This is a genomic window from Listeria booriae (genome assembly GCF_000766865.1).
Classification (GTDB): domain Bacteria; phylum Bacillota; class Bacilli; order Lactobacillales; family Listeriaceae; genus Listeria_A; species Listeria_A booriae.
Genome location: NZ_JNFA01000030.1, coordinates 133053 through 157837 on the forward strand (window position 1 = coordinate 133053; position 24785 = coordinate 157837).

The window sequence follows — 24785 nt, forward strand, 5'->3', positions numbered from 1 at the left end:
CAGCCGTTTGGGTTCGGTTGTTCTAGCTATTTCTTCCGTGTTGCTTATTTGTCGACGTAGGCTAGTCGGTAAGAGATATTTCGACCAAATGGATAGATTTGAACGCCCTTCACATTCGGGTCTAGCAAGTATGCTGTTGCGCCTTGATAAAATGGAGCAATAACGGCATCGGTTTGGATGAGTTGCTTCTCAAGTGTCAGCATTTCATCCCAGCGTTTCTCGGGTTCAGTCGCGTATGTGCTCTTAACCGCATTTAGCCCCACATCGTAAGTCTTGCTCTTATATTTCGAAAAATTAAGACCGCCATCGGATTGATAAACTTCTAAAAAGTTGATTGGATCACTGTAGTCTGGTGACCATGTACCGTAGAAAATGTCGTAATCGCCAGCTGTTGTCAGGGCTAGACGGTTCTTTAATGGGACACTTTTTAGTTTGATAGTGAGGCCGGGTAGGTTTTTCTGGATTTCGCTTTGTAGGAATTCGACGGTTTTCTTGGAGACTTCGGTGTCGGATGATAGGATTTCTAGAGTTAGTTTGTCAACGCCGAGTTCTTTTTTGGCTGTTGCCCATTCTGATTTTGCTTTGTCTGGGTCGAATGTGACTAGGTCGCCATTTTCAGCGCGGAAATCTTTGTTGTTTGCTGGGTCTTTGGCGAAGTCAGCAGGGATATAGCCGTTTAGTGGTTTGGAGCCGTCGCCAAGTATTGTGTTTGTGTAGGCTTCTTTGTCGAATGCCATGGATAGTGCTTTGCGCAGGTGGACATTGCCGGTAGATACGCGGTCTTCGTTAAATCCGAGATAACCAATTAGTGATTTGGAATCGGAATGATAGGCTTTGTCGTTTTTGTATTTTTGGACGAATTCGTCGGTTAGGGCGGTGTATTGGACGTCGCGAGTTTCGTAGAGGTTGACGCCTGCGCCGGTGTCTTTAGCGACTTGGGTGGAGACTTTGTTTAGTTTGACGTTCTTGGCGTCCCAGTAGTCTTTGTTCTTGATGTATGTCCATGATGTGCCGATTCCTGACCAGTCTTTTAATAGGAAGGGACCGTTGGATAGGACGGTGTCTGCGGACGTGCCGTATTTAGAACCTGTAGACGTGACAAACTTTTCATTTTGTGGCAAAAATGGTGTGCCGGTTAGCAGTTTTGGTAAGTATGGAATTGGGTTTTCTAGTGTGATTTCGAGCGTTTTGTCGTTTATGGCTTTGACGCCTAATGTGCTTGGCTCGGCTTTTTCGTTGCGAATGAGGTTTGCGTTTTTGATAACGTCGAGTTGGTTGGAGCTTGGGGATGCTGTTTTTGGGTTGACGACTTTTTGGAATGCGTAAACGAAGTCGGCGGCTGTGACTGGATCCCCGTTTGACCATTTAGCGTCATCGCGTAGTTGGAATGTGTATACTTTTTTGTCAGCGCTCACGGTTGGTTCGGCTTTAGCGATGCCGAGTTCTGCCTCGTTATCGGGATTGACGCGGTATAAGCCTTCGGAAATTTGACCGATTGCATCTGAACTGAATGTGTCGCTGTACAGCGCGCTGTCGAGTGTTGCGATTTCGCCTGCGGATGTGACTTTGATAGCTTGTTTTGTTTCGCTAGTGCTTGCTTGTTGTTTGTCCCCTTTACTGCCTCCGCATGCCGCGATAACAACGCCGAGTAGTAAAATCATCGTGATAAGTATCCCATTTTTCATGTTGTTTCCTCCCTTTTGCTAACGTAATGTAGCTCTCTTTTTAAAATTTATTGGCGCTGCATTGTAAAATTGTTTGATAGCGCTATGTTCGGCGCTTTTTATGAACTCTTGGAAAAGGCGTTGCATTCCGATGTCGGTTTCGGCGATTAGTTCTGGGTGCCACTGGACGCCGATGACGAATGGTGCGCCCGGCTTTTCGATTGCTTCGATGACGCCGTCCGGGGCTGTTGCACTTACGTGAAGGCCTGCGCCTAATACATCGATTGCTTGGTGATGGAAAGAGTTAACTTGCGCTGTATTTCCTAACATTTTGAAAAGTCGTGATGTTTCTGTGATTTGCACAGGATGTGTGGCTGTGGTTGCAGTTTCTTCTTGCATGTGTGACAGGTTCGCGCGCTCCATGTAGCTCGTATCCTGATGCAATGTGCCTCCAAGTGCGATATTTAAAAGCTGGGCGCCGCGGCAAATTGCTAATACCGGTTTCTTTTGCGCCAATGCTTCTTGTAAAAGTGCTAATTCAAAAATGTCGCGGGCATGTGAGGTGTGACCTAACTTGTCGGTTGGTTCTGAGCCGTATAGCGACGGGGAAACGTCCTGGCCACCGGATAAAATCAACCCATCAATCTGATTGACAAAAGTAGTGACGAGATTTGCGTCCGTGACTGGTATAACAAACGGGGCTGCCCCGCTTTTTGCAACGACGGATATGTAGTCGCCGCCGACAAATGTGCCGTTGCGTGAAATCGTGTTTGGTACCTGCTCGCTTAGTTGTGCTGCAGAAATTCCAATAATAGCAGTCATGGCCGTTCCTCCCTTTTTAATAATTCGCATCGTTTTACTCGGAATTAATATTTTACTTATTATACCGCGTTCGAATTGGAAAGTAAAGTAATTTCAAAAAAACCTGAAAAGTCGCGGAGACCTCTCAGGTTTGATGACTATTTATAGAACGATTCGATAACTGGTTTCATTTTATCAATAACAAGACCGCTACCGCCTCGGCCGTTGACGTCTTCGATCATGGCTAGCATTAGATATTGCGGATTGTCGCTATCGAATGCTAGTAAGAAACCATTTTCTAGACCACTTTCGCCTTGTTTTTGTTTCAGTTCTGCTGTTCCTGTCTTGGCTGCGATGTTTTTGCCAGCGATTTGTAATTTATGCGCGGTTCCTTCTGGTTTGGAAACGGCTTGTACGAGTGCATTTTTGACTGTGTTAGCTGTGTCTGCGCTCATGGAATCTTTGGCCGCTTTTGTTTTTTCTGTTTCGGTTAGTTTCGGATAGACCATCTTGCCGTTGTTCGCGAATGGTGTGTAAGCTACGGCTTGTTGGATTGGTGACATGAGAAGTTCGCCTTGGCCGTACGCTGTGTCCGCTAGTAAAATATCCGTTTTGATACCGTCGTTGGAAATTTGAGCGGGTTCCATGTTGAATGGTAAATCGAATTCTTCGCCGAAATCGAATTTCTTCAAGCCGTCTTGGAATTTCGTTTCACCCATCGCTAAACCTTCTTGAGCAAAATAAATATTATCGGAGTTTACTAATGCATCAACCATGTTTACTTTTGGAATATCATGAACGCGGGTTACAAAATAGTTACCCCATGATGTGTCTTTTTGCCACTTCAATCCGGAAATTTCGCGGACTTTATCTGGTTTTGTAGTGCCATTTTCTAGACCTACTGCTGCTGTGATTGTTTTAAAAGTAGAACCTGGCGCGTAACGTGTGGCATAACGGGCTAGGAATGGAAGTTTTTTGTCATCCGTAAGTTTCTTGTAGTCTTCGCTAGAAATACCTGCTACCATTTGGTTCGTGTCATACGATGGCGAGCTCACTAGTGCTACGAGGTTGCCGTTTGTTGGATTGATGACCGTCGCGGAACCTGCTTCGCCTTTTAGTGCATTAAATGCGTTTTGTTGGATTATGCTGTCAATTGTTAGCTTGATCGTGTCGCCGTCTTTTTTCTTGTTTTCTTGAAGAACGGTTTCTTCTTTAGTGTCGTCATTCACGACGATGATTTTACCACCGTTTGTGCCGCGCAGTGCTTTGTCGTAGTAGCGTTCAAGGCCAGCTTTTCCGATGAAATCGCCTACGTTTAGCAATTTGTTCTTCTCGATGTCTTCTGCGCTAACTTCGCCAACGTAGCCGATAAGATGTGCTGCGGCTTGGCTTAGTGGGTAATAACGCGTTTCGATTGTCGCGTAACTCACGCCTGGCATTTGCACGGGCGCGCCAGTTGTTAGAACTTTGATTGGAACAAATGTGTCCGCGTGTACCCAGCTTTGAGATAGTTTCTTCTCTAAATCAGCAACCGGAATGTCAAATTGCTTACTGATAGCCTCTAGATTTTTGGTCTTCGTCTCACCGTCTCCTAATTCACTTGGGACGATGCCTGCTTCGCTCACGTTCTTGTTTATCGCAAGGCCCTTGCCGTTGACGTCTTGGATTTGACCGCGCTTAGCTTCATCAGTTGTCAGGCGGACTTTGTCTGATTTCACCATACCTGGAAAAATTAGATTTGGCTGCCAGTCGACTTTCCAATTATCGTCTTCGCTAGAGATTGTTGCTTTATAGTTCTGCTTGCCCATTTTGCCAAGCGTCGTTGTCATCGTTAAACTGTAGGCTAAGTTATATTTCTTTTTACTGTCGTCATAGCTTACTTTTAGATTAGAAACATTGATATCACGCGCATCGATGCCTGTATATACCGTTTCGTACTTCGCTTCCATTTCTTTTGCTGTAAAACCGCTTTGTTTTAGTGATTGTTTTGTAACGTCGTCGGACAATTTGGTGAACTTTTGTTTCTTAATGTTGGTTGTGAAATTTTCTGCTGCTTCGTTTGCTAGTTTCTCGTTCTTGGCACTGCTATTCATGAAATAATAGTAAGCGCCTCCGCCCGCAATGACTAGGACTACTGCGACGATGATACTGATCCACAAGCCTTTTCTACTTTTCTTTTGTCTGCGCACCTTGGTTCCCCCAATTCTCTTTTTCCATCATTATAGCAAATATTACAAAAGCTAGCACTTAGCTAGCGTTAATCTTTAATAATTCTTTATCTTCTTTGAACTGCTGCGTAAAATCGCGTTTTAACTCTAACAAATACCGCAAATCATTTAAAAACTGGAAAAGTAAAGCGCGTCCTTCGAATTCTTCGCGTGTTTTGGGTAATTCACTTTGGCGAAAATCGGTTAGGATTTGGTTTACGTCTTCGATTAAGTCTTCTGCGGGGTTTTGTTCGGAGAGTGATAAAGCGGTTTTTTCGACTAGTTCGGCCATTTTTGTAGCGTGGTTAGTTAGGATGCTGACGCTTTGGATGGAGAGGCTCATTTGTTTGATGACACGGAGTTGAACGGTTCGCATGTCGATGTATTTGATGTAATATCGTGAATCAGCGAACAATTGATTGTCAAAATGGCGCCTTGATTGTTCGTTAGCCTCTGTTAGATAGGCTGATAATTGTTTGATGAGCTTCTTTTCGTCTAGGTAAACTGGTTCTCTTTTCAAATCTTGCGCAAAACAAAAGAAAATTTGACGCATGATCGATTCGATTTTTTGGCGTTGTTGTTTCATCTCGATGTCCATTTTTGGCATGTAGAGGTTTAGGAGGATGCCGATTCCTGCGCCGACTGCCATGAGGAGCATTTCGTTGGTGAACCAGAATAGGGATAGTGATTGCTCGACTAGGATGTGTGTTACGAGCACAGAGCTGACGACGATGCCATCGGTTACTTTTAGGCGCACTGCGATGGGAATGAAGACGAGTAAGTATAACCCAAATGCAATGGCGTTAAACCCGAGTAGCAGGAAAAATATTGCCGAAATTGTTAGGGCAATAACCGTCGAATAGACGCGCTGCACTGCTAATTGTATGGAGCCCTTTTTTGTGTTTTGAATGCTGAGTACCGTGATTAGCCCAGCGGAGACGGCGTATTCGAGGCCAAGCCATTCTGCGATAAGGATGGCAAGGGTCGCGCCGACTGCGGTTTTTACGGTACGCAATCCGATTTTCAAAGCCTTTCACCTCTTTTTCATATACGTACCTATTTTACACTATTTATGACAAATAAAAAAGCCACCTACGAAAAACGAAATTTCGCGGATAGCTTTTAATATTAACCGTTGAACTTCACGCGCCAAACCTTCAGCACTTTGTTGCCACTCTTAGAAAATCGTTTTCTTAGAGTAGCAATATGAGTGCGAATACCATGAGCATTCGTTCCTTGCGGAGGCTCCAAGTGCTTTCAGGTCTGAACGGGCGCGTTCAGCATCTTGGTCTATCGAGCTTCACGCGCCAAACCTTCGGCACTTTCACCTCCTCCGAAAAAGTCAAAAGAGGACTTTTCCTGCGGAGGCTCCAAGTGCTTTCAGGTCTAGACGGGCGCGTTCAGCATCTAATTAAATATGCGTCGTTTCTTCTACATCTGCAACTTCTTGTTCTTTTCCTAGTACGGATGATTTCAGTTTGCGGTAGTGGTGGATACCTGTACCAGCTGGGATCAGTTTACCTAGGATAACATTTTCTTTCAGGCCGAGCAATTCATCGGTTTTACCTTTGATTGCTGCATCAGTAAGAACACGTGTTGTTTCTTGGAATGATGCGGCGGACAAGAAGGAATCTGTTTCAAGAGATGCTTTTGTAATACCTAGCAACACTGGACGTCCAGTTGCTGGTTGTTTGCCGGCAAGTAATGCGTCGCGGTTAGACTCTGTAAATGTATGCACGTCCATTAATGTACCTGGCAAGATGTTTGTATCACCAGTGTCCATTACGCGGATTTTACGCAACATTTGACGAACCATAACTTCAACGTGTTTATCGCCGATTTCAACCCCTTGCATCCGGTAAACTTTTTGTACTTCGGCAAGTAGATATTCTTGTACGGAAAGCACGTCGCGTACGCGAATCAATGCTTTTGGATCGATGGAACCTTCTGTTAGAGCTTCCCCACGGTCTACTTTATCGCCAACTTTAACACGGAGGCGAGCAGTATAAGGAATGCTGTAGCTACGACGGTCTTCATCTTTCCCTTGGATCACGATTTCTTGTTGACGGTCACGCGCTTCATCGATAGAGATGACTTCACCTTCTACCTCTGTAATAACGGCTTGACCTTTCGGATTACGTGCTTCAAAAATTTCTTGGATACGTGGAAGACCTTGTGTAATATCGTCACCGGCTACCCCACCTGTATGGAACGTACGCATTGTAAGCTGTGTACCTGGTTCCCCGATGGATTGTGCCGCGATAATACCAACAGCTTCTCCGACTTCAACTTCTGTTCCTGTTGCCAAGTTTTTACCGTAACATTTCTTACATACACCGTGCTTTGTATTACATGTGAATGCAGAACGGATAGTTACTTTTTCGATACCGGCTTCAACGACTAGACGTGATTTCTCTTCTGTGATCAAGTCATTTTCAGCAACGATAACTTCGCCTGTTTCTGGGTGTCTGATTGATTTACGAGCGTAACGACCTTCGAGACGTTCTTCTAGTGCCTCGATAATTTCAGTACCTTCACGGATTGCTTGGATTTCTAGACCGCGGTCGGTGCCACAATCGTATTCACGAATGATAACATCTTGCGCCACGTCAACCAAACGACGAGTAAGGTAACCAGAATCGGCTGTTTTAAGGGCTGTATCGGTAAGACCTTTACGAGCACCATGGGTAGAGATAAAGTATTCCAAGACAGTCAGACCTTCACGGAAGTTCGATGTGATTGGAAGTTCTACGATACGTCCAGATGGATCGGCCATCAGACCACGCATACCTGCTAGCTGTGTAAAGTTGGAGATGTTACCACGAGCTCCGGAGTCTTGCATCATGAAGATCGGGTTTAGACGTTCCAAACTCAAAATCAGCTTGCCTTGAATGACATCTTTCGCTTCATTCCAAACAGCAATAACGCGTTCGTATCTTTCGTCATCGGTAATCAAACCACGACGGAATGTTTTAGTGATTTTCTCTACTTTATCATGCGCTTCTTCAAGAATGTCATGCTTTTCTTCCAGCGTCAAGATGTCAGCGATACCTACTGTGATACCAGCTTGTGTAGAGATTTTGAAGCCTAGGTCTTTCATACGGTCCAACATTTTAGATGTTTCTGTAATGTGGAATCGTTTGAAGACTTCTGCGATAATATTTCCAAGAATTTTCTTCTTGAATGGGTCTACGACTGGTTGTTCTTGAATATGTTTCTTCACGTCAACGTTCGTATCCACGAAATATTTCTCAGGTGTTTCGACTTCTAGATTGTAGCTTGTTGGTTCGTTAATATATGGGAATGATGGTGGCAAAATTGTATTGAAAACAAGTTTACCAACTGTTGTAATTAGCAATTGTTTGCGTTGTTTGTCAGTGAATCTTTCGTTATCGATTGATCCTGCGACAACACCGATACGCGTATGCAAGTGAACATAGCCGTTTTGATAAGCTAGCAATGCTTCATTAATATCAGTGAACACGGTACCTTCACCAACTGTTCCTTCACGTTCCAATGTCAAGTAGTAGTTACCTAATACCATATCTTGGGAAGGAGTTACAACTGGTTTACCATCTTTCGGGTTCAAAATGTTTTGGGCTGCAAGCATTAAAATACGTGCTTCTGCTTGTGCTTCTGCGGATAAAGGAACGTGGACGGCCATTTGGTCACCATCGAAATCGGCATTATAGGCAGTACATACAAGCGGGTGAAGACGAATTGCGCGACCTTCAACTAACGTAGGTTCAAAAGCTTGAATACCTAGTCTGTGAAGTGTAGGTGCGCGGTTAAGCAAGACTGGATGCTCACGAATTACTTCTTCTAAAACATCCCAGATTTCTGGTGAAGAACGCTCAATTTTACGTTTTGCGCTCTTAATGTTATGAGCAAGGCCACGGCCAACGAGTTCTTTCATCACGAAAGGTTTGAACAGTTCAAGAGCCATTTCTTTTGGAAGTCCACATTGGTACATTTTAAGGTTCGGACCTACGACGATAACGGAACGACCTGAATAATCGACACGTTTACCTAGTAAGTTTTGACGGAAACGACCTTGTTTACCTTTAAGCATGTGAGATAGTGATTTCAATGGACGGTTACCTGGTCCTGTTACTGGACGGCCACGACGACCATTATCGATCAACGCATCTACTGCTTCTTGTAACATACGTTTTTCATTTTGCACGATGATGTTAGGCGCACCTAAATCAAGCAAGCGTTTCAGACGGTTATTCCGGTTAATAACACGGCGATAAAGGTCATTCAAATCACTTGTTGCAAAACGTCCACCTTCAAGTTGAACCATTGGGCGGATTTCTGGTGGGATAACTGGTAGTACGTCAAGAATCATCCAACTTGGATCATTGCCTGAGTGACGGAACGCTTCTAGAACTTCTAGACGGCGAATCGCACGCGTTCTACGTTGTCCTTGTGCAGATTTCAATTCTTCTTTCAAGCCATTAACTTCTTTTTCAAGTTGGATGTCTTGTAGAAGTTTCTTGATTGCTTCTGCGCCCATTCCGGCTTGGAATGATTGGCTATATTTCTCGCGGTAAACGCGGTACTCTTTCTCAGATAGCAATTGTTTTTTCTCAAGTGGTGTATCGCCTGGTTCTGTAACAACGTACGAAGCGAAGTAAATAACTTCTTCTAGCGCACGTGGTGACATATCTAAGGCTAACCCCATACGACTTGGAATACCTTTAAAGTACCAAATGTGCGAAACTGGTGCAGCTAGCTCAATGTGTCCCATACGTTCACGACGAACTTTGGACTTCGTAACTTCAACGCCACAGCGGTCACAAACTACGCCTTTATAGCGAACACGTTTGTATTTCCCACAAGAACATTCCCAGTCTTTCATTGGTCCGAAGATTCTTTCGCAGAACAATCCGTCGCGCTCTGGTTTTAGCGTACGATAGTTGATTGTTTCTGGTTTTTTAACTTCTCCGTGTGACCATGAACGAATTTTATCTGGAGACGCGAGACCTATTTTCATATACTCAAAATTTTTCACATCTAACAAACTGGTCTACCTCCTATTTTTATGATCTCATATCTAATAAAATAGTGACGGAGATTGCTAGGCTAGACTTAACTAGTGTAGCAATCTACCTCATGTCACAATTTTAATTACTGGTTAGAGTCAATGATACCCGCTGGCTTAGTTGGCTCGGATACGATGTTGAAAGCGTCGTTTTGAGCGCCGAATTCTTCGTCTTCTAGGTCGCGTAATTCGATTTCTTCTTTGTCAGCAGATAGGATTTTAACGTCCATTCCTAGACTTTGAAGCTCTTTAATTAATACCTTGAAGGATTCTGGTACGCCTGGTTCTGGAATGCTTTCACCTTTGACGATAGATTCGTATGTTTTCACACGTCCTACTACATCATCGGATTTAATCGTCAGGATTTCTTGGAGTGTATAAGCGGCACCGTATGCTTCTAGTGCCCAAACTTCCATTTCCCCGAAACGTTGTCCACCGAACTGTGCTTTACCGCCTAGTGGTTGTTGCGTTACTAGTGAGTAAGGTCCAGTTGAACGAGCATGCAATTTATCATCAACCATGTGGGCAAGTTTAATCATATACATGATACCTACAGAAACACGGTTATCAAAAGGTTGCCCAGTACGTCCATCATACAAAATGGTCTTCGCATCTGGTGCCATACCTGATTCGGCTACTGTGCTCCATACGTCGTCATCGTTCGCGCCATCAAATACTGGTGTCGCGATGTGGATGCCAAGGTAACGAGCTGCCATACCTAAGTGAAGCTCCAATACTTGTCCGATATTCATACGTGATGGTACCCCAAGTGGGTTAAGCATGATATCAACTGGCGTTCCGTCTGGCATAAATGGCATATCTTCTTCTGGTAAAATACGAGAGATAACCCCTTTATTTCCGTGACGTCCAGCCATTTTATCGCCTTCGTGAATTTTACGTTTTTGAACGATGTAAACACGAACGAGTTGGTTAACGCCTGGTGGTAACTCATCGCCAGCTTCACGTGTAAAGATTTTCACGTCAAGGACAATGCCGTCGCCGCCATGTGGTACGCGTAGTGATGTATCGCGAACTTCACGTGCTTTTTCACCGAAGATAGCGTGTAGTAAACGTTCTTCTGCTGTAAGTTCTGTGACACCTTTTGGCGTTACTTTACCTACTAGTAGGTCTCCGTCTTTTACTTCCGCTCCGACACGAATAATTCCGCGTTCGTCAAGGTCGCGCAATGCGTCTTCCCCAACGTTAGGAATGTCACGCGTCATTTCCTCAGGTCCGAGTTTCGTATCACGAGCTTCTGATTCAAATTCTTCAATATGAATCGACGTGTAAACATCATCTTTTACAAGACGTTCACTCATGATAATCGCATCCTCGTAGTTGTAACCGTCCCAAGTCATGAACGCTACAAGAACGTTACGACCTAGTGCAAGTTCTCCAGCATCCATCGAAGGTCCGTTACCAAGGATTTCTCCTTTTGTTACGCGATCTCCTTCTGCTACGTTTGGACGTTGGTTATAACAAGTACCGTGGTTTGAACGGACAAATTTACGCAATGTATATTTATCAATTCCACCGCTTACTTCTTTGCCATCTACTTCTGAGATACGACGAACCCAGATTTGTTTTGCTTCTACGTGTTCTACAACGCCATCATGTTTACAAACAACAGCAGCCCCAGAGTCACGTGCTGAAACGTGTTCCATACCTGTTCCAATGATTGGAGCTTCCGGATGCATCAACGGTACAGCTTGACGTTGCATGTTGGCTCCCATTAGCGCACGGTTGGAGTCATCGTTTTCAAGGAACGGAATACATGCCGTCGCGACCGAAACTACTTGTTTTGGCGATACATCCATGTAATCGATACGTTCTTTTTCTACCGCTAAGTTGGCAGAACGGAAACGAGCCATTACTTCTTCTTCTGTAAAAGTACCAAGTTCATCCAATTTGGAGTTCGCTTGGGCTACTACGTAATTATCCTCTTCATCTGCAGTTAGGTAATCGATATGATCGGTAACGCGATTCGTTTCGGAATCAACGCGACGATATGGTGTTTCGATAAAACCAAACTTATTCACTTTCGCAAAAGATGATAAGGAGTTAATCAAACCAATGTTTGGTCCCTCAGGCGTTTCAATCGGACACATACGACCATAGTGAGAATAATGCACGTCACGCACTTCATAACCAGCACGTTCACGCGTCAAACCACCAGGTCCAAGCGCTGAAAGACGACGTTTATGCGTCAATTCGGCAAGTGGATTCGTCTGATCCATAAACTGTGATAACTGAGAGCTACCAAAGAATTCTTTAATTGATGCCACAACTGGGCGAATGTTAATCAATTGTTGCGGTGTTACAGTGCTCATGTCTTGAATCGACATACGCTCACGAACAACACGCTCCATACGAGATAAACCAATACGGAATTGATTTTGTAAAAGTTCTCCAACTGAACGCAAACGACGGTTACCAAGGTGGTCAATATCGTCTGTGTCGCCTACTCCATGAAGTAAGTTGAAGAAATAGCTGATAGAAGAAATAATGTCGGCTGGCGTGATGTGTTTCACGTTTTCGTCGATATACGCGTTACCAATAACATTGATAATTTTTTCTTCTTCGCTGTTTGGTGCGTAAATTTTGATAGATTGAACAACAACGCTGTCTTCCATAACGCCATCTGTAGGACGCAACGTACGGAAACCAACTCCATTTTCCAAGTTCTCAATGATAGAATCTAATTTACGACGATCTAAAATGTCACCTTTAGAAGCAATAATTTCACCAGTTTCTGGGTCTACTAATGTTTCTGCAAGTGTTTGATTGAATAGACGATTTTTCAAATGCAGTTTCTTGTTGATTTTGTAACGACCAACGCTCGCTAAATCATAGCGTTTTGGATCGAAGAAACGAGATACTAGCAAGCTCTTCGCATTTTCAACAGTTGGCGGTTCACCAGGACGTAAGCGCTCATAAATTTCAAGCAATGCTTTGTCCGCATTATCTGTATTATCTTTCTCAAGTGTGTTGCGTAAGTAGTCATTTTCACCGATTAATTCTAAAATTTCGCTGTCGGAGCCGAATCCAAGCGCACGTAAAAGCACAGTAACTGGCAATTTACGCGTCCGGTCGATTCTCACGTGGACAACATCTTTCGCATCTGTTTCATATTCCAGCCACGCCCCACGGTTAGGGATGACAGTAGAACCGAAACCTTTCTTACCGTTCTTGTCTAGTTTACCGTTAAAATAAACACCTGGGGAACGCACTAATTGGGATACAATAACACGCTCGGCGCCATTGATAACAAATGTACCCATTTCGGTCATGAGTGGGAAATCACCCATAAATACTTCTTGGTCTTTCACTTCGCCAGTCTCTTTATTGATGAGACGTAGCTTTACGCGTAGTGGTGCAGCGTAATTCGCATCACGGTTTTTCGACTCTTCTACTGAATATTTTGGTTCTCCCAAATCGTAGTCGATAAATTCTAGTGACAAATTACCAGCGAAATCCTCAATTGGAGAGATATCGCGGAACATTTCACGCAATCCTTCATCCAAAAACCATTGGTAGGACGCTGATTGAATCTCGATTAAGTTTGGCAACTCCAACACTTCACTAATACGAGCGAAACTTCTACGTTGGCGATGTCTTCCGTACTGAACTAGTTGACCTGACAACTCATTCACCCTCTCAAATAAACTAAATTTATTAAGCACATTGCAACAAAAATAGTACAATGGAACTTGGCAAAAATACCTAAAAAAGACAAAAAGAAAGTGGGCTCCTTAAAGAAAACCACTATTTTCTTGCTATGTGAACCAAACAGGCTAAAACTGCAATTCCTCCATATTTACCGTCAAAAATGGCAATATCGATTCTTTTGGCATCTTATTATAATAGCATAGTGAAAAGACTGAGTCAACAAAATACACTTCGCCAATTCAGCCTTTTCGTTTGGGGTTATTTGTATGGTTTGATATATGGAACAATGTCTGCTGTTGCGCCGATTTCTGAGGCGCGGATGAATTTGTGGTTCGCAATGGTTTTGAGGTTTTTTTCTTGTCCCGTTACGATGATACCTTTGACTTGTACCTCGTTCCAGCTTAGTTCGCTATATTTTGCGTACATGTCCGCCATTTTGCTAGTTTTGTTTTGCAACTTATCAAGTCCCGCAAGGAAATTACTATAGTTTGCAGCGTACACTTCCTTATCATTGACTCCTGAAATCGGTTTTTGCAAGCCTTCAAATCCGTAAACTTGCGCCATATCTAACAGCTCATTCGTATTCTCAGCCTCTAGCCAAAACCATGCTACATTAAGATTAGTCGGCAGAAAACCTACAACTTCTTGCAAATCGTATGGTTTATCAAATGATATCGCAACTTCCATGACCTTATTCGTATTTCCTGTCAAACCTTCAAGTTCGTTTGCCACACTTGGATAGCTCCCATCAGGTTTATAAAAATGCATCATTTTTTGATTCGTATTTTCGGCAAACTCCGTCGTACCATTCGTCTCACTCATTGCATTCCCTTGGTACCAGTTGTCCCCGGAGTTAGTATAACTAGCATACACATCCGACCACGGAATTATGTATCCATCAACATCTTTCATTTGTTTATACATGAACTTACCACCAAATAAGTCTGCTGAAATCTTCACTTGATTTCCTAATTTCACATTTGGTGAGTTAACGATAGATTGATTCAGAACATCTTCATCTAATTGTACAGCGCTAGATGTCACTGACTTCAATAACACGACAAAAGCAATCCCACAAAGAACTGCCAACGTTGCTAATGTCATCCAAATCTTTTTGGTACCAGTTTTCATAAATATGCCCTCATTTCATATGTTTTCTTAATTATACTCCATATGAACATATTTAACCACTAACAACTATATATTGGCTATTTCATATACAAAAAGACTTTATTCAACAATTTTTCCACAAAAAAAAAGCTACCATCTCATTTAAAATAGTAACTTCACTGTTCTTACTCTTTCACACTCCGATAAATAAAATACCCCTTATCCTTCGTCACAACTTCCACATTACCAAAAACCTCTTCCATCTTGGCCGCCGCAGAAGGCCCACCTTGTTTCTTCTGAATAACAATCCAAAGACTGCCGCCAGTTTGCAGGTGTTCGAAGCTTCCCGAAAGAATCTCATGCACAATTTTCTTCCCAGCACGAATCGGCGGGTTACTAATAATATCAGTATAATCACAATCCGCAACCGCGTCATACACCGAACTTTCAAAAACACGAACATTTTCCAAACCGTTTTTCTTCGCGTTTTCCGCAGATAATTCCAGCGCCCGATCATTCACGTCAACCATGTCCACTTGCGCTGCCGGATAGCTTTTCGCAAAAGCAAGACCAATTGGACCATAGCCACAGCCGACATCCAAGAACTTCCCAGTTGGACTTGTTGCCTCAAAACTTTCAATCAACAAACGCGACCCAAAATCCACCGTTGTCTTCGAAAAAACGCCAGCATCACTAATAAATTTGATAGAAGAACCTCGTAGTTCAAAGTTCCATGTTTTACGGTTATGGTCTAAATCACTATTTTTTGTGTAGTAATGTTTATTGCCCATGTTTGCCGCCACCTTTCTATGTATAAAAAAACGAAGAGCCCCAAGATCAGCATTAGGCTAATTTGGTGCTCTTCGTGTCTAGTTTCGCGTGCTGGTATCTAACAGATTCTGCAAAGAGTACCCGCGCGCTACACTTATCGTTCTTATTTAACAGCTACGTTAGCGCCAACTTCTTCAAGTTTAGCAACGATTTCGTCTGCTTCTTCTTTAGTAACGCCTTCTTTAAGAGCTTTAGGAGCGTTATCTACAACTTCTTTAGCTTCTTTCAAGCCAAGACCAGTGATTTCACGAACCACTTTGATAACTTTGATTTTTTGATCTCCAGCAGAAGCTAATTCTACTGTGAATTCAGTTTGCTCTTCAGCAGCAGCGCCACCAGCAGCAGCACCAGCAGCTACAGGAGCAGCAGCAGTTACGCCAAATTCTTCTTCGATTGCTTTTACTAAATCGTTTAATTCTAATACAGTTGCTTCTTTTACGGAAGCAATGATTTCTTCAATGTTTAAAGCCATTTTGAAATTCCTCCATTATAATATATTTTCGGTCTATGCCGAGATTGGTTGTTGGTGAAGATTCACCATGTAAAACTTACGCGCCTTGTTCTTCTTTTTGGGTTGCAACAGCTTTTGTAGCAAGTGCCAAGTTACGAACTGGAGCTTGAAGTACGCTAAGCAGCATAGATAGCAAGCCTTCGCGTGATGGTAGAGAAGCAAGAGCTTTAACATCTTCAACAGAAGATACTTTACCTTCGATGATACCAGCTTTGATTTCTAATGCTTCGTGTGCTTTTGCGAAATCGTTAATGATTTTTGCAGGAGCAACAACGTCTTCGTTACTGAAAGCGATAGCGCTAGGGCCTGTCAATACTTCGTTCAAGCCTTCTAGTCCAGCAGCTTCAGCAGCGCGACGCATTAGCGAGTTTTTGTATACTTTAAAATCAATACCAGCTTCACGTAATTGTTTACGTAATTCGGTAATTTCAGCAACGTTTAAACCGCGATAGTCAACGATTACTGTTGAAGCACTGTCTTTAAATTTCGTAGTAATTTCATTTACAGCGCCTTGTTTTAATTCTAAAATTTTACTCATCTTTGTTTTCCACCTCCATCATGATTGTTTAAGTCAATAATGACTCAAAGCATATAAGAAACCCCTCACACCGTAGACGTGAGGGGTTCACGCAAGGACACAAAGTCACTTGCCAAAAATCCTCGGCGGGCGAATATTAAGCGTACATAGGACGCGCCAGCTGTCTACGGTTAGGATATTCTGTTTTGTTTCAACTATGCTATTCTATCAAAATAGAACAACGTCGTCAAGCTCATTTCTAAGATAAACTTAGAATGAAGATGGATCTACTTTTACGCCAGGTCCGAATGTAGTTGTAACAGTTACGTTTTTTACATAAGTTCCTTTTGCAGCAGCAGGTTTTGCTTTTTGAAGAACGTCGTTAATTGTACGGAAGTTCTCAATTAGCTTGTCAGTATCGAATGAAACTTTACCAATTGCAGTGTGGACATTACCAGACTTGTCAACGCGGTATTCTACTTTACCAGCTTTGATTTCGTTCACTGCTTTTGTCACGTCCATTGTTACTGTTCCTGTTTTAGGGTTTGGCATTAAGCCTTTTGGTCCTAGGACACGACCTAATTTACCAACTTCACCCATCATATCAGGTGTTGCTACGATAACGTCAAAATCGAACCAACCTTGGTTGATCTTCTCAACGAAATCTGCTTCTCCAACGAAATCAGCGCCAGCAGCCTCAGCTTCTTTTGCTTTCTCGCCTTTTGCAAATACTAATACGCGTTGTGTTTTACCTGTACCATTTGGAAGTACAACAGCGCCGCGGATTTGTTGATCTGCTTTTTTAGGGTCAACGCCTAAACGAAATGCTACTTCTACAGTTGCATCGAATTTAGCGAAGTCTGCTTTTTTAGCAAGTTCTACAGCTTCTTCAACCGAATAAGCTTTGTCAGCATCGATTAGCTTTACAGCATCTTGATACTTTTTACCTTTCTTAGCCATTCTTTTTTCCTCCTATTCTGTGGTTATATCGGAATTTCCTCCCACGTAAACCAGAACATTGTCTGATTTGAAATAAGAAAAGATGAACGTTTTATTCAAAAAATATGATAAACGGTTTGACCCGCTTCGTTCAGTGGTTCTTTTTCTTATTCCTGATACGCATTAAAGACATGATTGGTATTAGTCTTCGATTGTAATACCCATGCTACGCGCAGTACCTTCAACCATACGCATTGCAGATTCAACATTTGCAGCGTTTAGATCCGGCATTTTTAATTCAGCGATTTCTTGTACTTGAGCACGTTTCACAACCGCAACCTTATTACGGTTTGGTTCACCTGATCCTTTTTCAACTTTAGCTGCTTTTTTAAGCAAAACTGCTGCTGGCGGAGTTTTAGTGATGAATGTGAAAGAACGATCTTCATACACAGAAATCACAACAGGAATAATTAGACCAGCTTGATCGCTTGTGCGCGCATTGAACTCCTTACAGAATCCCATAATGTTTACGCCCGCTTGACCTAGTGCTGGACCAACTGGTGGAGCTGGATTAGCTTTACCTGCTGGAATTTGCAATTTAACCTCTTTGATTACTTTTTTAGCCACGAGACACACCTCCTTAAGTCCGTGATGTGGTTTAATGGGGTTAATCATTTCCCCTCCCACGTTAAAAAGCACAAAAATTGTACCTCATATAGGATACCACTAACACGCCCTGATTGCAAGATTTTTTTGAGGTTATTCTGTAGCCTCAAACCTACCTGTCGCAAAATTGTACGTGACGTTCTTGTTGGTTCGCCACATGTTGAGATATTCGGCGTAATGATACGCGGCTTGGCGCGCCCAATCTGGATTCATTTGCTTTAAAAGGCGAACTGTTTCTTCAAAAGCTACTTTTCGTGTGTCGCCCTGGAGATCGTCATCGTTTTTGCGGATATAAGTGAGATCGCGTTGTTTCAGTTCGTATGCGAGCCCCATGCGGAATGCGAGATGGAGAAAAACTTCATATTTGAAAGTATCGAAATCCTCTGTTTTGAAAAGACTCACTCGTTCGCCGCGCTCATCGCCATACAGAAGATAGCCGTCCGCCTCATTCCAATCCATGCAAAGTTCGCCGAATCCGCCGGAACTTTTTAAATATAAATGAAAGTCGATGTCGTAAAGTGATGCGATGCTTTTTAGTTGTAGGTAAATGGATTTCGCGTACTCGTCTGCCATCTGCAAAACCTCCTTCATAGTGCGAGAAAAGACCTGGACGTATTTATCCAAGTCTTTTTATTCTTATTTTTTAGTTGCTTTCCATATGATTGAGCCGCACATAATCAATACGATAATGCCTAGGATGGCAATCAATGCCGCGGCTATAGCTGCTGATAGTCCTAAACTCATAGCCTTACAGTCTTTCGATTTGGTCGAAATCAACCTCAACTGGTGTTTCGCGCCCAAACATGTTAACCATAACTTTGGCTTTTGCTTTGTCGTTATCGATTTCTTCTACTTTACCTGAGAACTCAGCAAACGGCCCTTCTTTGACCATTACTGTTTCGCCAAGCTCGAAATCAGCTTCTTGACGGCGTTCGTTCATACCCATACTCTTCAGAATGCGATCTGCTTCTTCTGGTAGCAAGGCAGTTGGTTTAGAACCCGCTCCAGCAGAACCGACGAATCCAGTAACACCCGGCGTATTACGAACCACGTACCAAGAATCATCTGTCATAATGATTTCGACAAGTACATAACCTGGGAAAACTTTGCGTTTCAGTGTTTTTGTTTTACCATTCTTTACTTCTGTTTCTTCTTCTTCAGGAACCATCACGCGGAAAATCTTATCTGACATTCCCATGGATTCTACACGTTTCTCAAGGTTTGCTTTAACTTTGTTTTCATAACCAGAATACGTGTGCACAACATACCAATTCTTTTCCATGCTCTTGTTTGACCGCCACCAATTGGGGTCATCCTCCTTCTAAATGTATATAATAAAACCTCTATAATTCCTTTAATAGGTACTGTTCCAAAATAAAAAACCCGAAAACGCCTCGGGTTCTATCTCAATAATTGTATTATAGCATTCTTTATCAAAAAAGCCTAGTCTTAAAGGATGAACTGAATAAGCATCTCGATTAAAAAGTCGACAACCATAAAGAACACAGCCATACAAGCTACGGCAATGATAACTGTAATTGTATATGTTCTAAGTTCTTTTCCAGTTGGCCATGTAACTTTGCTCATTTCAGACTTTACGTTACGGAAAAACTTTGAAATTGCTGACATGTTATAACCTCCAAATTCACTATTTTGTTTCGCGATGAAGTGTATGCTTATTACAGTGTCTGCAAAATTTCTTCACTTCGAGCCGTTCAGTTCGCGCTGTGCCACCGACACCGACGGAATAGTTTCGTGATCCGCATTCTGAACATGCAAGTGACGTCTTCTTCTTCATAATCACAATCAACTCCGCTTATTTCTATGTTTTTAGTGTCAAAATCCCCATTCAACACTTTACATCCATAATAATATACCATTAAATGCTGAATTGAGTCAAGAGTGAAAAGTATTTTACACCTAGCAACCCGCGGCACTTCTATGTTTGAAAATCTTTATAGTGAATCGTCCACTTGCTTCATCATCTTTTTCTTTACCCGCTGAATCGCATTGTCAATCGCTTTTTCTTTCTTTCCGAAGTGTTGGGCCATTTCTTGATAGCTCTTGCCTTCTAAGTACTGATATAAGACTTCTCGCTCGAACTCACTCGTTACTTCTTCAAGCTTATGCGCGACTCCTGCTAACTTCTCATTCTGAATCAAGAAATCCTCTGGCGTCATCGCTTCCTTCTCGGAAATCACGTCGAGCAATGTCCAGTCAATCGTATCGCTTTCGTCAACGGGCGTATCAATGGAAACAGAATGGTTCAACGCGTAATTCTTCTGGCGCATCGACCGCTTCACTGCGGACAAAATCTGGCGGTTAATACAAATCTCAGCAAACGACCGGAAAGATGCTTCCCGATCCTCTTTAAAATCACGAATCGCCTTGAACAACCCAATCATGCCTTCTTGAATGAGATCGTCCCGCTCGGCTCCTTGTAAAAAATACTGTGTGGCTTTCCAATAAATGATAGACTGATATGACTTGAAAAAATGTTCAATGGCCGTGGTATCGCCTGATCTGGCAAGTTGCAACATTTTCATTTCTGCTTCTTTACTGTCATTTGTTTTCAATGGAACCGTCAAAAAGCCTCCTTCGTCAAGCTTCGTATTTCCTCTGTGAATCCCATTATACAAGGGTTTTAACGCCTTCGTCAATGACTATTTTCGGCCTCTTCGTAGCTTTTCTAGGGCTTGAATTGTCTCAAAATCGATATTTAGACCTGTTTTAGGCTGTTTTTCCTGGATTTCCTTTACTTTGCGGGTGATTTGATGGGTCATTTCCTTAATTTCAAAAACTAACTCCCGCGCTGAAATCCGCAATGCGCCTTGGCCAAATATCGCCCATTGTTCCGTATAATCACTCGTCGCCACCATGACTTGTGTTTTGACATTTTTGTATTCGATGGCCTTTTGTTCAATGTATTCGTCTGCGGTTTCGTCCTCTTTTGTGAACACGATTTCGACTTTGTTTTTCTTGTATTTGCGCTCTTTGGCACGGACGTATTGTGCGTCGAACACGACAACCACGCGGTAACCGGTATAGCTTTGATATTCAGCCATCCATTCTACCAACTGGTTTCGCGCCGTTTCCAAATCCTTTGCTTTTAAGCGCGCTAGTTCTGGCCATGCCCCGATTACATTATAGCCATCGACTAGCAAAACCCGATTCATCTTTATTCACCTAACGGCAGGCGTTTTCGATAAATCTCATACATTAATACACTCGCTGCTACTGACGCATTTAGTGATGTTACTGCGCCACGCATTGGTAAATGTACAAGAAAATCGCATTTTTCACGAACGAGGCGGCTCATCCCAAAGCCTTCACTGCCAATAACAAGCGCAAGCGGCATGTTCGCATCCATCGTCCGGTAGTCACTGCTCCCACTTGCATCCGTACCAAAAATCCATAATCCCCGCTTCTGCAAATCTTCCATTGTACGGCTAATATTCGTTACGCGCGCCACTGGAATATGTTCAATCGCGCCTGTTGAAGCCTTCGCAACCGTCTGCGTCAAGCCAACTGAACGACGTTTCGGAATAATAATACCGTGCGCCCCAACCGCATCTGCCGTACGCATAATCGATCCCAAATTATGCGGATCTTCCAGCTCATCTAAAATAATGAAAAACGGCATTTCTTCACGTTCTTCCGCTTTCGCAAAAAGATCGTCTAGTTCTGCGTATTGATAAGCCGCCACTTGTGCCGCAACACCTTGATGTGAGCCGCTTACGATTTTGTCAATTTTTGATTTCGGCACGATTTGCACTTGAATTTTGCGTTCTTTCGCTGCGCCGATGATTTGTTGCATACTTCCTTTTTGCGAGCCTTCCGCAATGAGAATTTTATGAATGTCGCGTTCTGATTTTAATACTTCACTGACAGGATTTCGACCTGCAATCCACTCTTGATCTTGCTCCATCTTGTTTTTTGCCTCCTTATTTCGCTTTAATAATCTCCGTAGCTAAATTAAGCCATTCCGTAAGCCGCGCTGTTTCGCCGCCCAAATATAAATAGCCAATCACCGCTTCAAATGCTGATGATAAACTGTATGTTTGCAAATCCGTATTTTTCGGGACGCTATTGGATTTGGCATTTCGTCCTCGTTTTGCGATCCGGTCCTCTTCTTCTGTCAAAAATTCCTGCGCATACATCGCTTGTAAAATATAAGCTTGCGCCTTCGCAGACACGTATTGCGTCGCCGTTTTGTGCAGGTGGTTCGGCTTTGTTTTGCCTTCTGCTAAAAGTAGTTCGCGAATGTGGCGTTCATACACCGAGTCGCCCATGTACGCCAAAGCCAAGCCGTTTAGCTGTTTGTAGTCCTTCACAGTCGCCATCTTTAACCTCTTTTCCAGCGCGTACCTTGAGCTGTATCTTCCAAAATAATTTGTTTTTCCTTCAACATATCACGAATTTCATCCGATCTTGCAAAATTTCGTTCGTTGCGCGCCTGAATCCGCTCTTCAATCAGCGCCTCAATATCCTCGTCACTCAGCCCGCTTTCACTCGCTTCCACGGCCAACTTAAAGCCAAGAACATCCGCAAACAACGTCATCATCCCTAAAAACTCACGCAAAACCGTAATCGAAATCTGCTCATTCGTTAAGTAAATGTTTGCCCGTTTTGCCAGTTCATAGAAGACCGAAATCGCATTCGCCGTATTGAAATCATCATCCATTTCATCTTCGAATTGTGTTTTCAGCTCCGTTAATTGCTCTAACCAATCATCCTCTTCCGGCGTACCTGTATAATCCTCTTCTGCGACCTGCAAACGATGATCCACATTTTGATATGCCGTCCGCAAGCGATCCAAGCCATTTTCCGCATCTTGCAATAACGCCTCACTATAAGAAATCGGGCGACGATAATGCACAGATAACATGAAGAACCGCACCACATTCGCGTTATGCTGCTCCAAAACCTCATGAAGCGTAATGAAATTCCCTAGTGATTTCGACATTTTCTCGCCATCAATATTCATATAACCATTATGCATCCAATACTTCGCAAAAGTTTTACCAGTCAAAGCCTCCGACTGCGCGATTTCATCCTCATGATGCGGAAAAATCAAATCTTGCCCACCAGCATGAATATCAATCGTGTCTCCCAAATACTTACGAGCCATCGCCGAGCATTCAATATGCCAGCCTGGACGCCCAGCTCCCCAAGGACTTTCCCAAGAAATCTCACCCGGTTTCGCCGCTTTCCATAAAGTGAAATCAAGCTGATCCTCTTTTCGATCATTGGCCTCCACACGAATCCCGTGCTGCAATTCCGCCAACGGTTGCTGCGACAATTTGCCATAGTCCTTAAATTCCTTCGTACGGAAATACACATCGCCCGCCGACTCATACGCGTAGCCCTTTTCAATCAATGCTTTTATAAACGCAATAATATCATCCATGTCCTGCGTCACCCGAGGATGAACATTGGCATCGCGCACATTCAACTGATGCACATCGTCAAAATAAGCCCCAATAAAGCGTTCCGCAACCTCAGGCACCGTCAATTCCAACTCATGCGCCGCACGAATCAACTTATCATCCACATCCGTAAAATTCGAAACAAAATTCACATCAAAACCACGATAAGTCAAATAACGACGCACCGTATCAAAAACAATAATCGGTCGCGCATTCCCAATATGAATATAGTTGTAAACAGTTGGCCCACAAACATACATTTTGACCTTCCCATCTTCAAGTGGCGTAAAAACCTCTTTTTCACGAGACAATGTATTAAAAATTTGTAAAGTCATTGTTCCTCTTCTCCTTTTTCCGTCCGATTTTTTAATTCCTCTAATTGTTTTTCAATTTCCAGTATCCGCCGTTTCATCTCTGCCACTTGCGGTTCCGTATGTTGCGTCACGCGACCATTTAGCCGCACAACTTTTGCAGGAACCCCGACCACCGTCGCACCAAGTGGCACATCTTTTATGACCACAGCGCCCGCACCAACTTTTGCGTCCTCGCCAATATTTATCGGTCCAAGAATCTTAGCACCCGCAGAAATCAGCGCCCGGTTTCCCACAGTAGGATGGCGTTTCCCTTGATGTTTTCCCGTCCCACCAAGCGTCACCCCATGAAAGAGCACGACATCATCACCAATCTCCGCCGTCTCCCCGATTACAATTCCAGCCCCATGATCGATAAACAAACGCCGTCCAATCGTGGCCCCCGGATGAATCTCCACATTCGTCAAAAACCGTGCCACCTGCGACAACCATTTCGAAAACACCACCATCCGATGCCTATAAAAAAAGTTCGCAAACCGATGCCACCATATCGCATGGAGACCCGGATAATTCAGAAACGCGTCCACATAACCACGCGCCGCTGGATCATTCACCATCACCATTTTCATATCCTCTTTCATGCGACTAGCCATTGTAATCCCTCCTTATCTACTCTGAATTAAAACGCAAAAAAGACCCCTCAACAGAGGCGTCACGCGGTTCCACTCTGATTCAAGTACAGTTTGGAGTTCCAAATCTAATAATCGGCGGCAAGCGTTCGCATTCCGTCTATTTCCTAGACTTCCGGTGCTCACATACCTAAGTATGCTCCGCTTCCGGCTTCTAGAAAATAGACGGAATACAAACGCTTTCGCTCGATTTGCGTACAAACACCGTTTTGAGATCCTCTCTTTCAAAAAGACCTTTGACGTTGTTTCGCGTTAGGGACTCGTTCACTAAACTTATCTCATCTGAATAACGGTCAGTCGCCGCTTTGCGATACTATGATTTCCCACAAAGATTCCGAGATGCATTTCAGAATACGCCTGCGCTAAGCCACTCCCAGCCTTGGTGGCACTCTCT

General features: G+C 43.2%; 22 protein-coding genes and 1 other annotated feature. All 22 genes read right to left on the bottom strand.

Features of this window, described 5'->3' with window-relative positions; translation table 11 throughout:
* Nucleotides 1-44: 44 nt before the first annotated feature.
* The 22 genes from EP57_RS15325 to epsC all read right to left on the bottom strand — a co-directional run bounded on the left by EP57_RS15325 (nt 45) and on the right by epsC (nt 24355).
* A complete protein-coding gene (locus EP57_RS15325) occupies nt 45-1685 on the bottom strand; it encodes a peptide ABC transporter substrate-binding protein (protein ID WP_036088139.1) in 1641 nt (546 codons plus the stop codon).
* An 18-nt stretch (nt 1686-1703) separates the two neighbouring features.
* Nucleotides 1704-2486, bottom strand: a complete 783-nt coding sequence (locus EP57_RS15330; protein ID WP_052167717.1) for a gamma-glutamyl-gamma-aminobutyrate hydrolase family protein — start codon at nt 2484-2486, stop codon at nt 1704-1706.
* Nucleotides 2487-2623: 137 nt separating this feature from the next.
* Nucleotides 2624-4654, bottom strand: a complete 2031-nt coding sequence (gene pbp4 / locus EP57_RS15335) for a penicillin-binding protein PBP4(5) (RefSeq protein WP_036088141.1) — start codon at nt 4652-4654, stop codon at nt 2624-2626.
* A 58-nt stretch (nt 4655-4712) separates the two neighbouring features.
* Complete coding sequence (locus tag EP57_RS15340; RefSeq protein ID WP_036088142.1) at nt 4713-5699, bottom strand: aromatic acid exporter family protein; 987 nt, start codon at nt 5697-5699, stop codon at nt 4713-4715.
* Between the two features lie 384 nt (nt 5700-6083).
* On the bottom strand, nt 6084-9698 hold the full coding sequence (gene rpoC / locus EP57_RS15345) for a DNA-directed RNA polymerase subunit beta' (protein WP_036088143.1): 3615 nt from the start codon (nt 9696-9698) through the stop codon (nt 6084-6086).
* A gap of 107 nt (nt 9699-9805) precedes the next feature.
* Entirely contained in the window at nt 9806-13363 is a 3558-nt protein-coding gene (rpoB, locus tag EP57_RS15350; protein WP_036088145.1) for a DNA-directed RNA polymerase subunit beta, read from the bottom strand.
* Between the two features lie 283 nt (nt 13364-13646).
* Nucleotides 13647-14519, bottom strand: coding sequence for an anti sigma factor C-terminal domain-containing protein (locus EP57_RS15355; RefSeq protein WP_036088147.1), 873 nt, complete (start codon nt 14517-14519; stop codon nt 13647-13649).
* 164 nt (nt 14520-14683) lie between these two features.
* Nucleotides 14684-15289, bottom strand: coding sequence for a class I SAM-dependent methyltransferase (locus tag EP57_RS15360; RefSeq protein ID WP_036088148.1), 606 nt, complete (start codon nt 15287-15289; stop codon nt 14684-14686).
* Between the two features lie 143 nt (nt 15290-15432).
* Complete coding sequence (gene rplL, locus EP57_RS15365; RefSeq protein WP_036088149.1) at nt 15433-15801, bottom strand: 50S ribosomal protein L7/L12; 369 nt, start codon at nt 15799-15801, stop codon at nt 15433-15435.
* 76 nt (nt 15802-15877) lie between these two features.
* Nucleotides 15878-16378: a 50S ribosomal protein L10 gene (rplJ, locus tag EP57_RS15370; protein ID WP_036088151.1), complete on the bottom strand. Its 501-nt coding sequence runs from the start codon at nt 16376-16378 to the stop codon at nt 15878-15880.
* 46 nt (nt 16379-16424) lie between these two features.
* Nucleotides 16425-16566: a sequence feature (ribosomal protein L10 leader region), on the bottom strand.
* A 61-nt stretch (nt 16567-16627) separates the two neighbouring features.
* Nucleotides 16628-17317: a 50S ribosomal protein L1 gene (gene rplA, locus EP57_RS15375; RefSeq protein ID WP_036088152.1), complete on the bottom strand. Its 690-nt coding sequence runs from the start codon at nt 17315-17317 to the stop codon at nt 16628-16630.
* Nucleotides 17318-17497: 180 nt separating this feature from the next.
* On the bottom strand, nt 17498-17923 hold the full coding sequence (rplK, locus tag EP57_RS15380) for a 50S ribosomal protein L11 (RefSeq protein ID WP_036071367.1): 426 nt from the start codon (nt 17921-17923) through the stop codon (nt 17498-17500).
* 132 nt (nt 17924-18055) lie between these two features.
* Nucleotides 18056-18535, bottom strand: coding sequence for an Imm63 family immunity protein (locus tag EP57_RS15385; RefSeq protein ID WP_036088154.1), 480 nt, complete (start codon nt 18533-18535; stop codon nt 18056-18058).
* 175 nt (nt 18536-18710) lie between these two features.
* Entirely contained in the window at nt 18711-19244 is a 534-nt protein-coding gene (gene nusG / locus EP57_RS15390; protein ID WP_036088155.1) for a transcription termination/antitermination protein NusG, read from the bottom strand.
* A gap of 167 nt (nt 19245-19411) precedes the next feature.
* The gene (gene secE / locus EP57_RS15395; RefSeq protein WP_036088156.1) at nt 19412-19591 is read right to left on the bottom strand and encodes a preprotein translocase subunit SecE; all 180 of its coding nucleotides are present in this window, start codon (nt 19589-19591) and stop codon (nt 19412-19414) included.
* Between the two features lie 19 nt (nt 19592-19610).
* The gene (gene rpmG, locus EP57_RS16750; RefSeq protein WP_077912854.1) at nt 19611-19760 is read right to left on the bottom strand and encodes a 50S ribosomal protein L33; all 150 of its coding nucleotides are present in this window, start codon (nt 19758-19760) and stop codon (nt 19611-19613) included.
* A gap of 157 nt (nt 19761-19917) precedes the next feature.
* On the bottom strand, nt 19918-20538 hold the full coding sequence (locus tag EP57_RS15400) for an RNA polymerase factor sigma-70 (RefSeq protein ID WP_077916885.1): 621 nt from the start codon (nt 20536-20538) through the stop codon (nt 19918-19920).
* A gap of 87 nt (nt 20539-20625) precedes the next feature.
* Complete coding sequence (locus EP57_RS15405; protein WP_036088157.1) at nt 20626-21138, bottom strand: NYN domain-containing protein; 513 nt, start codon at nt 21136-21138, stop codon at nt 20626-20628.
* A gap of 2 nt (nt 21139-21140) precedes the next feature.
* The gene (rlmB, locus tag EP57_RS15410; RefSeq protein WP_036088159.1) at nt 21141-21890 is read right to left on the bottom strand and encodes a 23S rRNA (guanosine(2251)-2'-O)-methyltransferase RlmB; all 750 of its coding nucleotides are present in this window, start codon (nt 21888-21890) and stop codon (nt 21141-21143) included.
* A gap of 16 nt (nt 21891-21906) precedes the next feature.
* Nucleotides 21907-22305 (bottom strand): Mini-ribonuclease 3, encoded by a 399-nt coding sequence (locus EP57_RS15415; protein ID WP_036088160.1) that lies wholly within the window; start codon nt 22303-22305, stop codon nt 21907-21909.
* A gap of 2 nt (nt 22306-22307) precedes the next feature.
* Nucleotides 22308-23726, bottom strand: coding sequence for a cysteine--tRNA ligase (gene cysS / locus EP57_RS15420; protein ID WP_036088162.1), 1419 nt, complete (start codon nt 23724-23726; stop codon nt 22308-22310).
* Nucleotides 23723-24355, bottom strand: a complete 633-nt coding sequence (epsC, locus tag EP57_RS15425; protein WP_036088163.1) for a serine O-acetyltransferase EpsC — start codon at nt 24353-24355, stop codon at nt 23723-23725. Before epsC ends, cysS begins: the two co-directional genes overlap by 4 nt.
* Nucleotides 24356-24785: the final 430 nt, after the last annotated feature.

What these genes read in the sequence shown, in the direction of transcription:
- EP57_RS15325 (WP_036088139.1), bottom strand. Translation starts at nt 1,685, where the DNA reads ATGAAAAATGGGATACTTATCACGATGATTTTACTACTCGGCGTTGTT.
- EP57_RS15330 (WP_052167717.1), bottom strand. Translation starts at nt 2,486, where the DNA reads ATGACTGCTATTATTGGAATTTCTGCAGCACAACTAAGCGAGCAGGTA.
- EP57_RS15355 (WP_036088147.1), bottom strand. Translation starts at nt 14,519, where the DNA reads ATGAAAACTGGTACCAAAAAGATTTGGATGACATTAGCAACGTTGGCA.
- EP57_RS15360 (WP_036088148.1), bottom strand. Translation starts at nt 15,289, where the DNA reads ATGGGCAATAAACATTACTACACAAAAAATAGTGATTTAGACCATAAC.
- rplL (WP_036088149.1), bottom strand. Translation starts at nt 15,801, where the DNA reads ATGGCTTTAAACATTGAAGAAATCATTGCTTCCGTAAAAGAAGCAACT.
- rplJ (WP_036088151.1), bottom strand. Translation starts at nt 16,378, where the DNA reads ATGAGTAAAATTTTAGAATTAAAACAAGGCGCTGTAAATGAAATTACT.
- rplA (WP_036088152.1), bottom strand. Translation starts at nt 17,317, where the DNA reads ATGGCTAAGAAAGGTAAAAAGTATCAAGATGCTGTAAAGCTAATCGAT.
- EP57_RS15385 (WP_036088154.1), bottom strand. Translation starts at nt 18,535, where the DNA reads ATGGCAGACGAGTACGCGAAATCCATTTACCTACAACTAAAAAGCATC.
- nusG (WP_036088155.1), bottom strand. Translation starts at nt 19,244, where the DNA reads ATGGAAAAGAATTGGTATGTTGTGCACACGTATTCTGGTTATGAAAAC.
- secE (WP_036088156.1), bottom strand. Translation starts at nt 19,591, where the DNA reads ATGTCAGCAATTTCAAAGTTTTTCCGTAACGTAAAGTCTGAAATGAGC.
- rpmG (WP_077912854.1), bottom strand. Translation starts at nt 19,760, where the DNA reads ATGAAGAAGAAGACGTCACTTGCATGTTCAGAATGCGGATCACGAAAC.
- EP57_RS15405 (WP_036088157.1), bottom strand. Translation starts at nt 21,138, where the DNA reads ATGAATCGGGTTTTGCTAGTCGATGGCTATAATGTAATCGGGGCATGG.
- rlmB (WP_036088159.1), bottom strand. Translation starts at nt 21,890, where the DNA reads ATGGAGCAAGATCAAGAGTGGATTGCAGGTCGAAATCCTGTCAGTGAA.
- EP57_RS15415 (WP_036088160.1), bottom strand. Translation starts at nt 22,305, where the DNA reads ATGGCGACTGTGAAGGACTACAAACAGCTAAACGGCTTGGCTTTGGCG.
- cysS (WP_036088162.1), bottom strand. Translation starts at nt 23,726, where the DNA reads ATGACTTTACAAATTTTTAATACATTGTCTCGTGAAAAAGAGGTTTTT.
- epsC (WP_036088163.1), bottom strand. Translation starts at nt 24,355, where the DNA reads ATGGCTAGTCGCATGAAAGAGGATATGAAAATGGTGATGGTGAATGAT.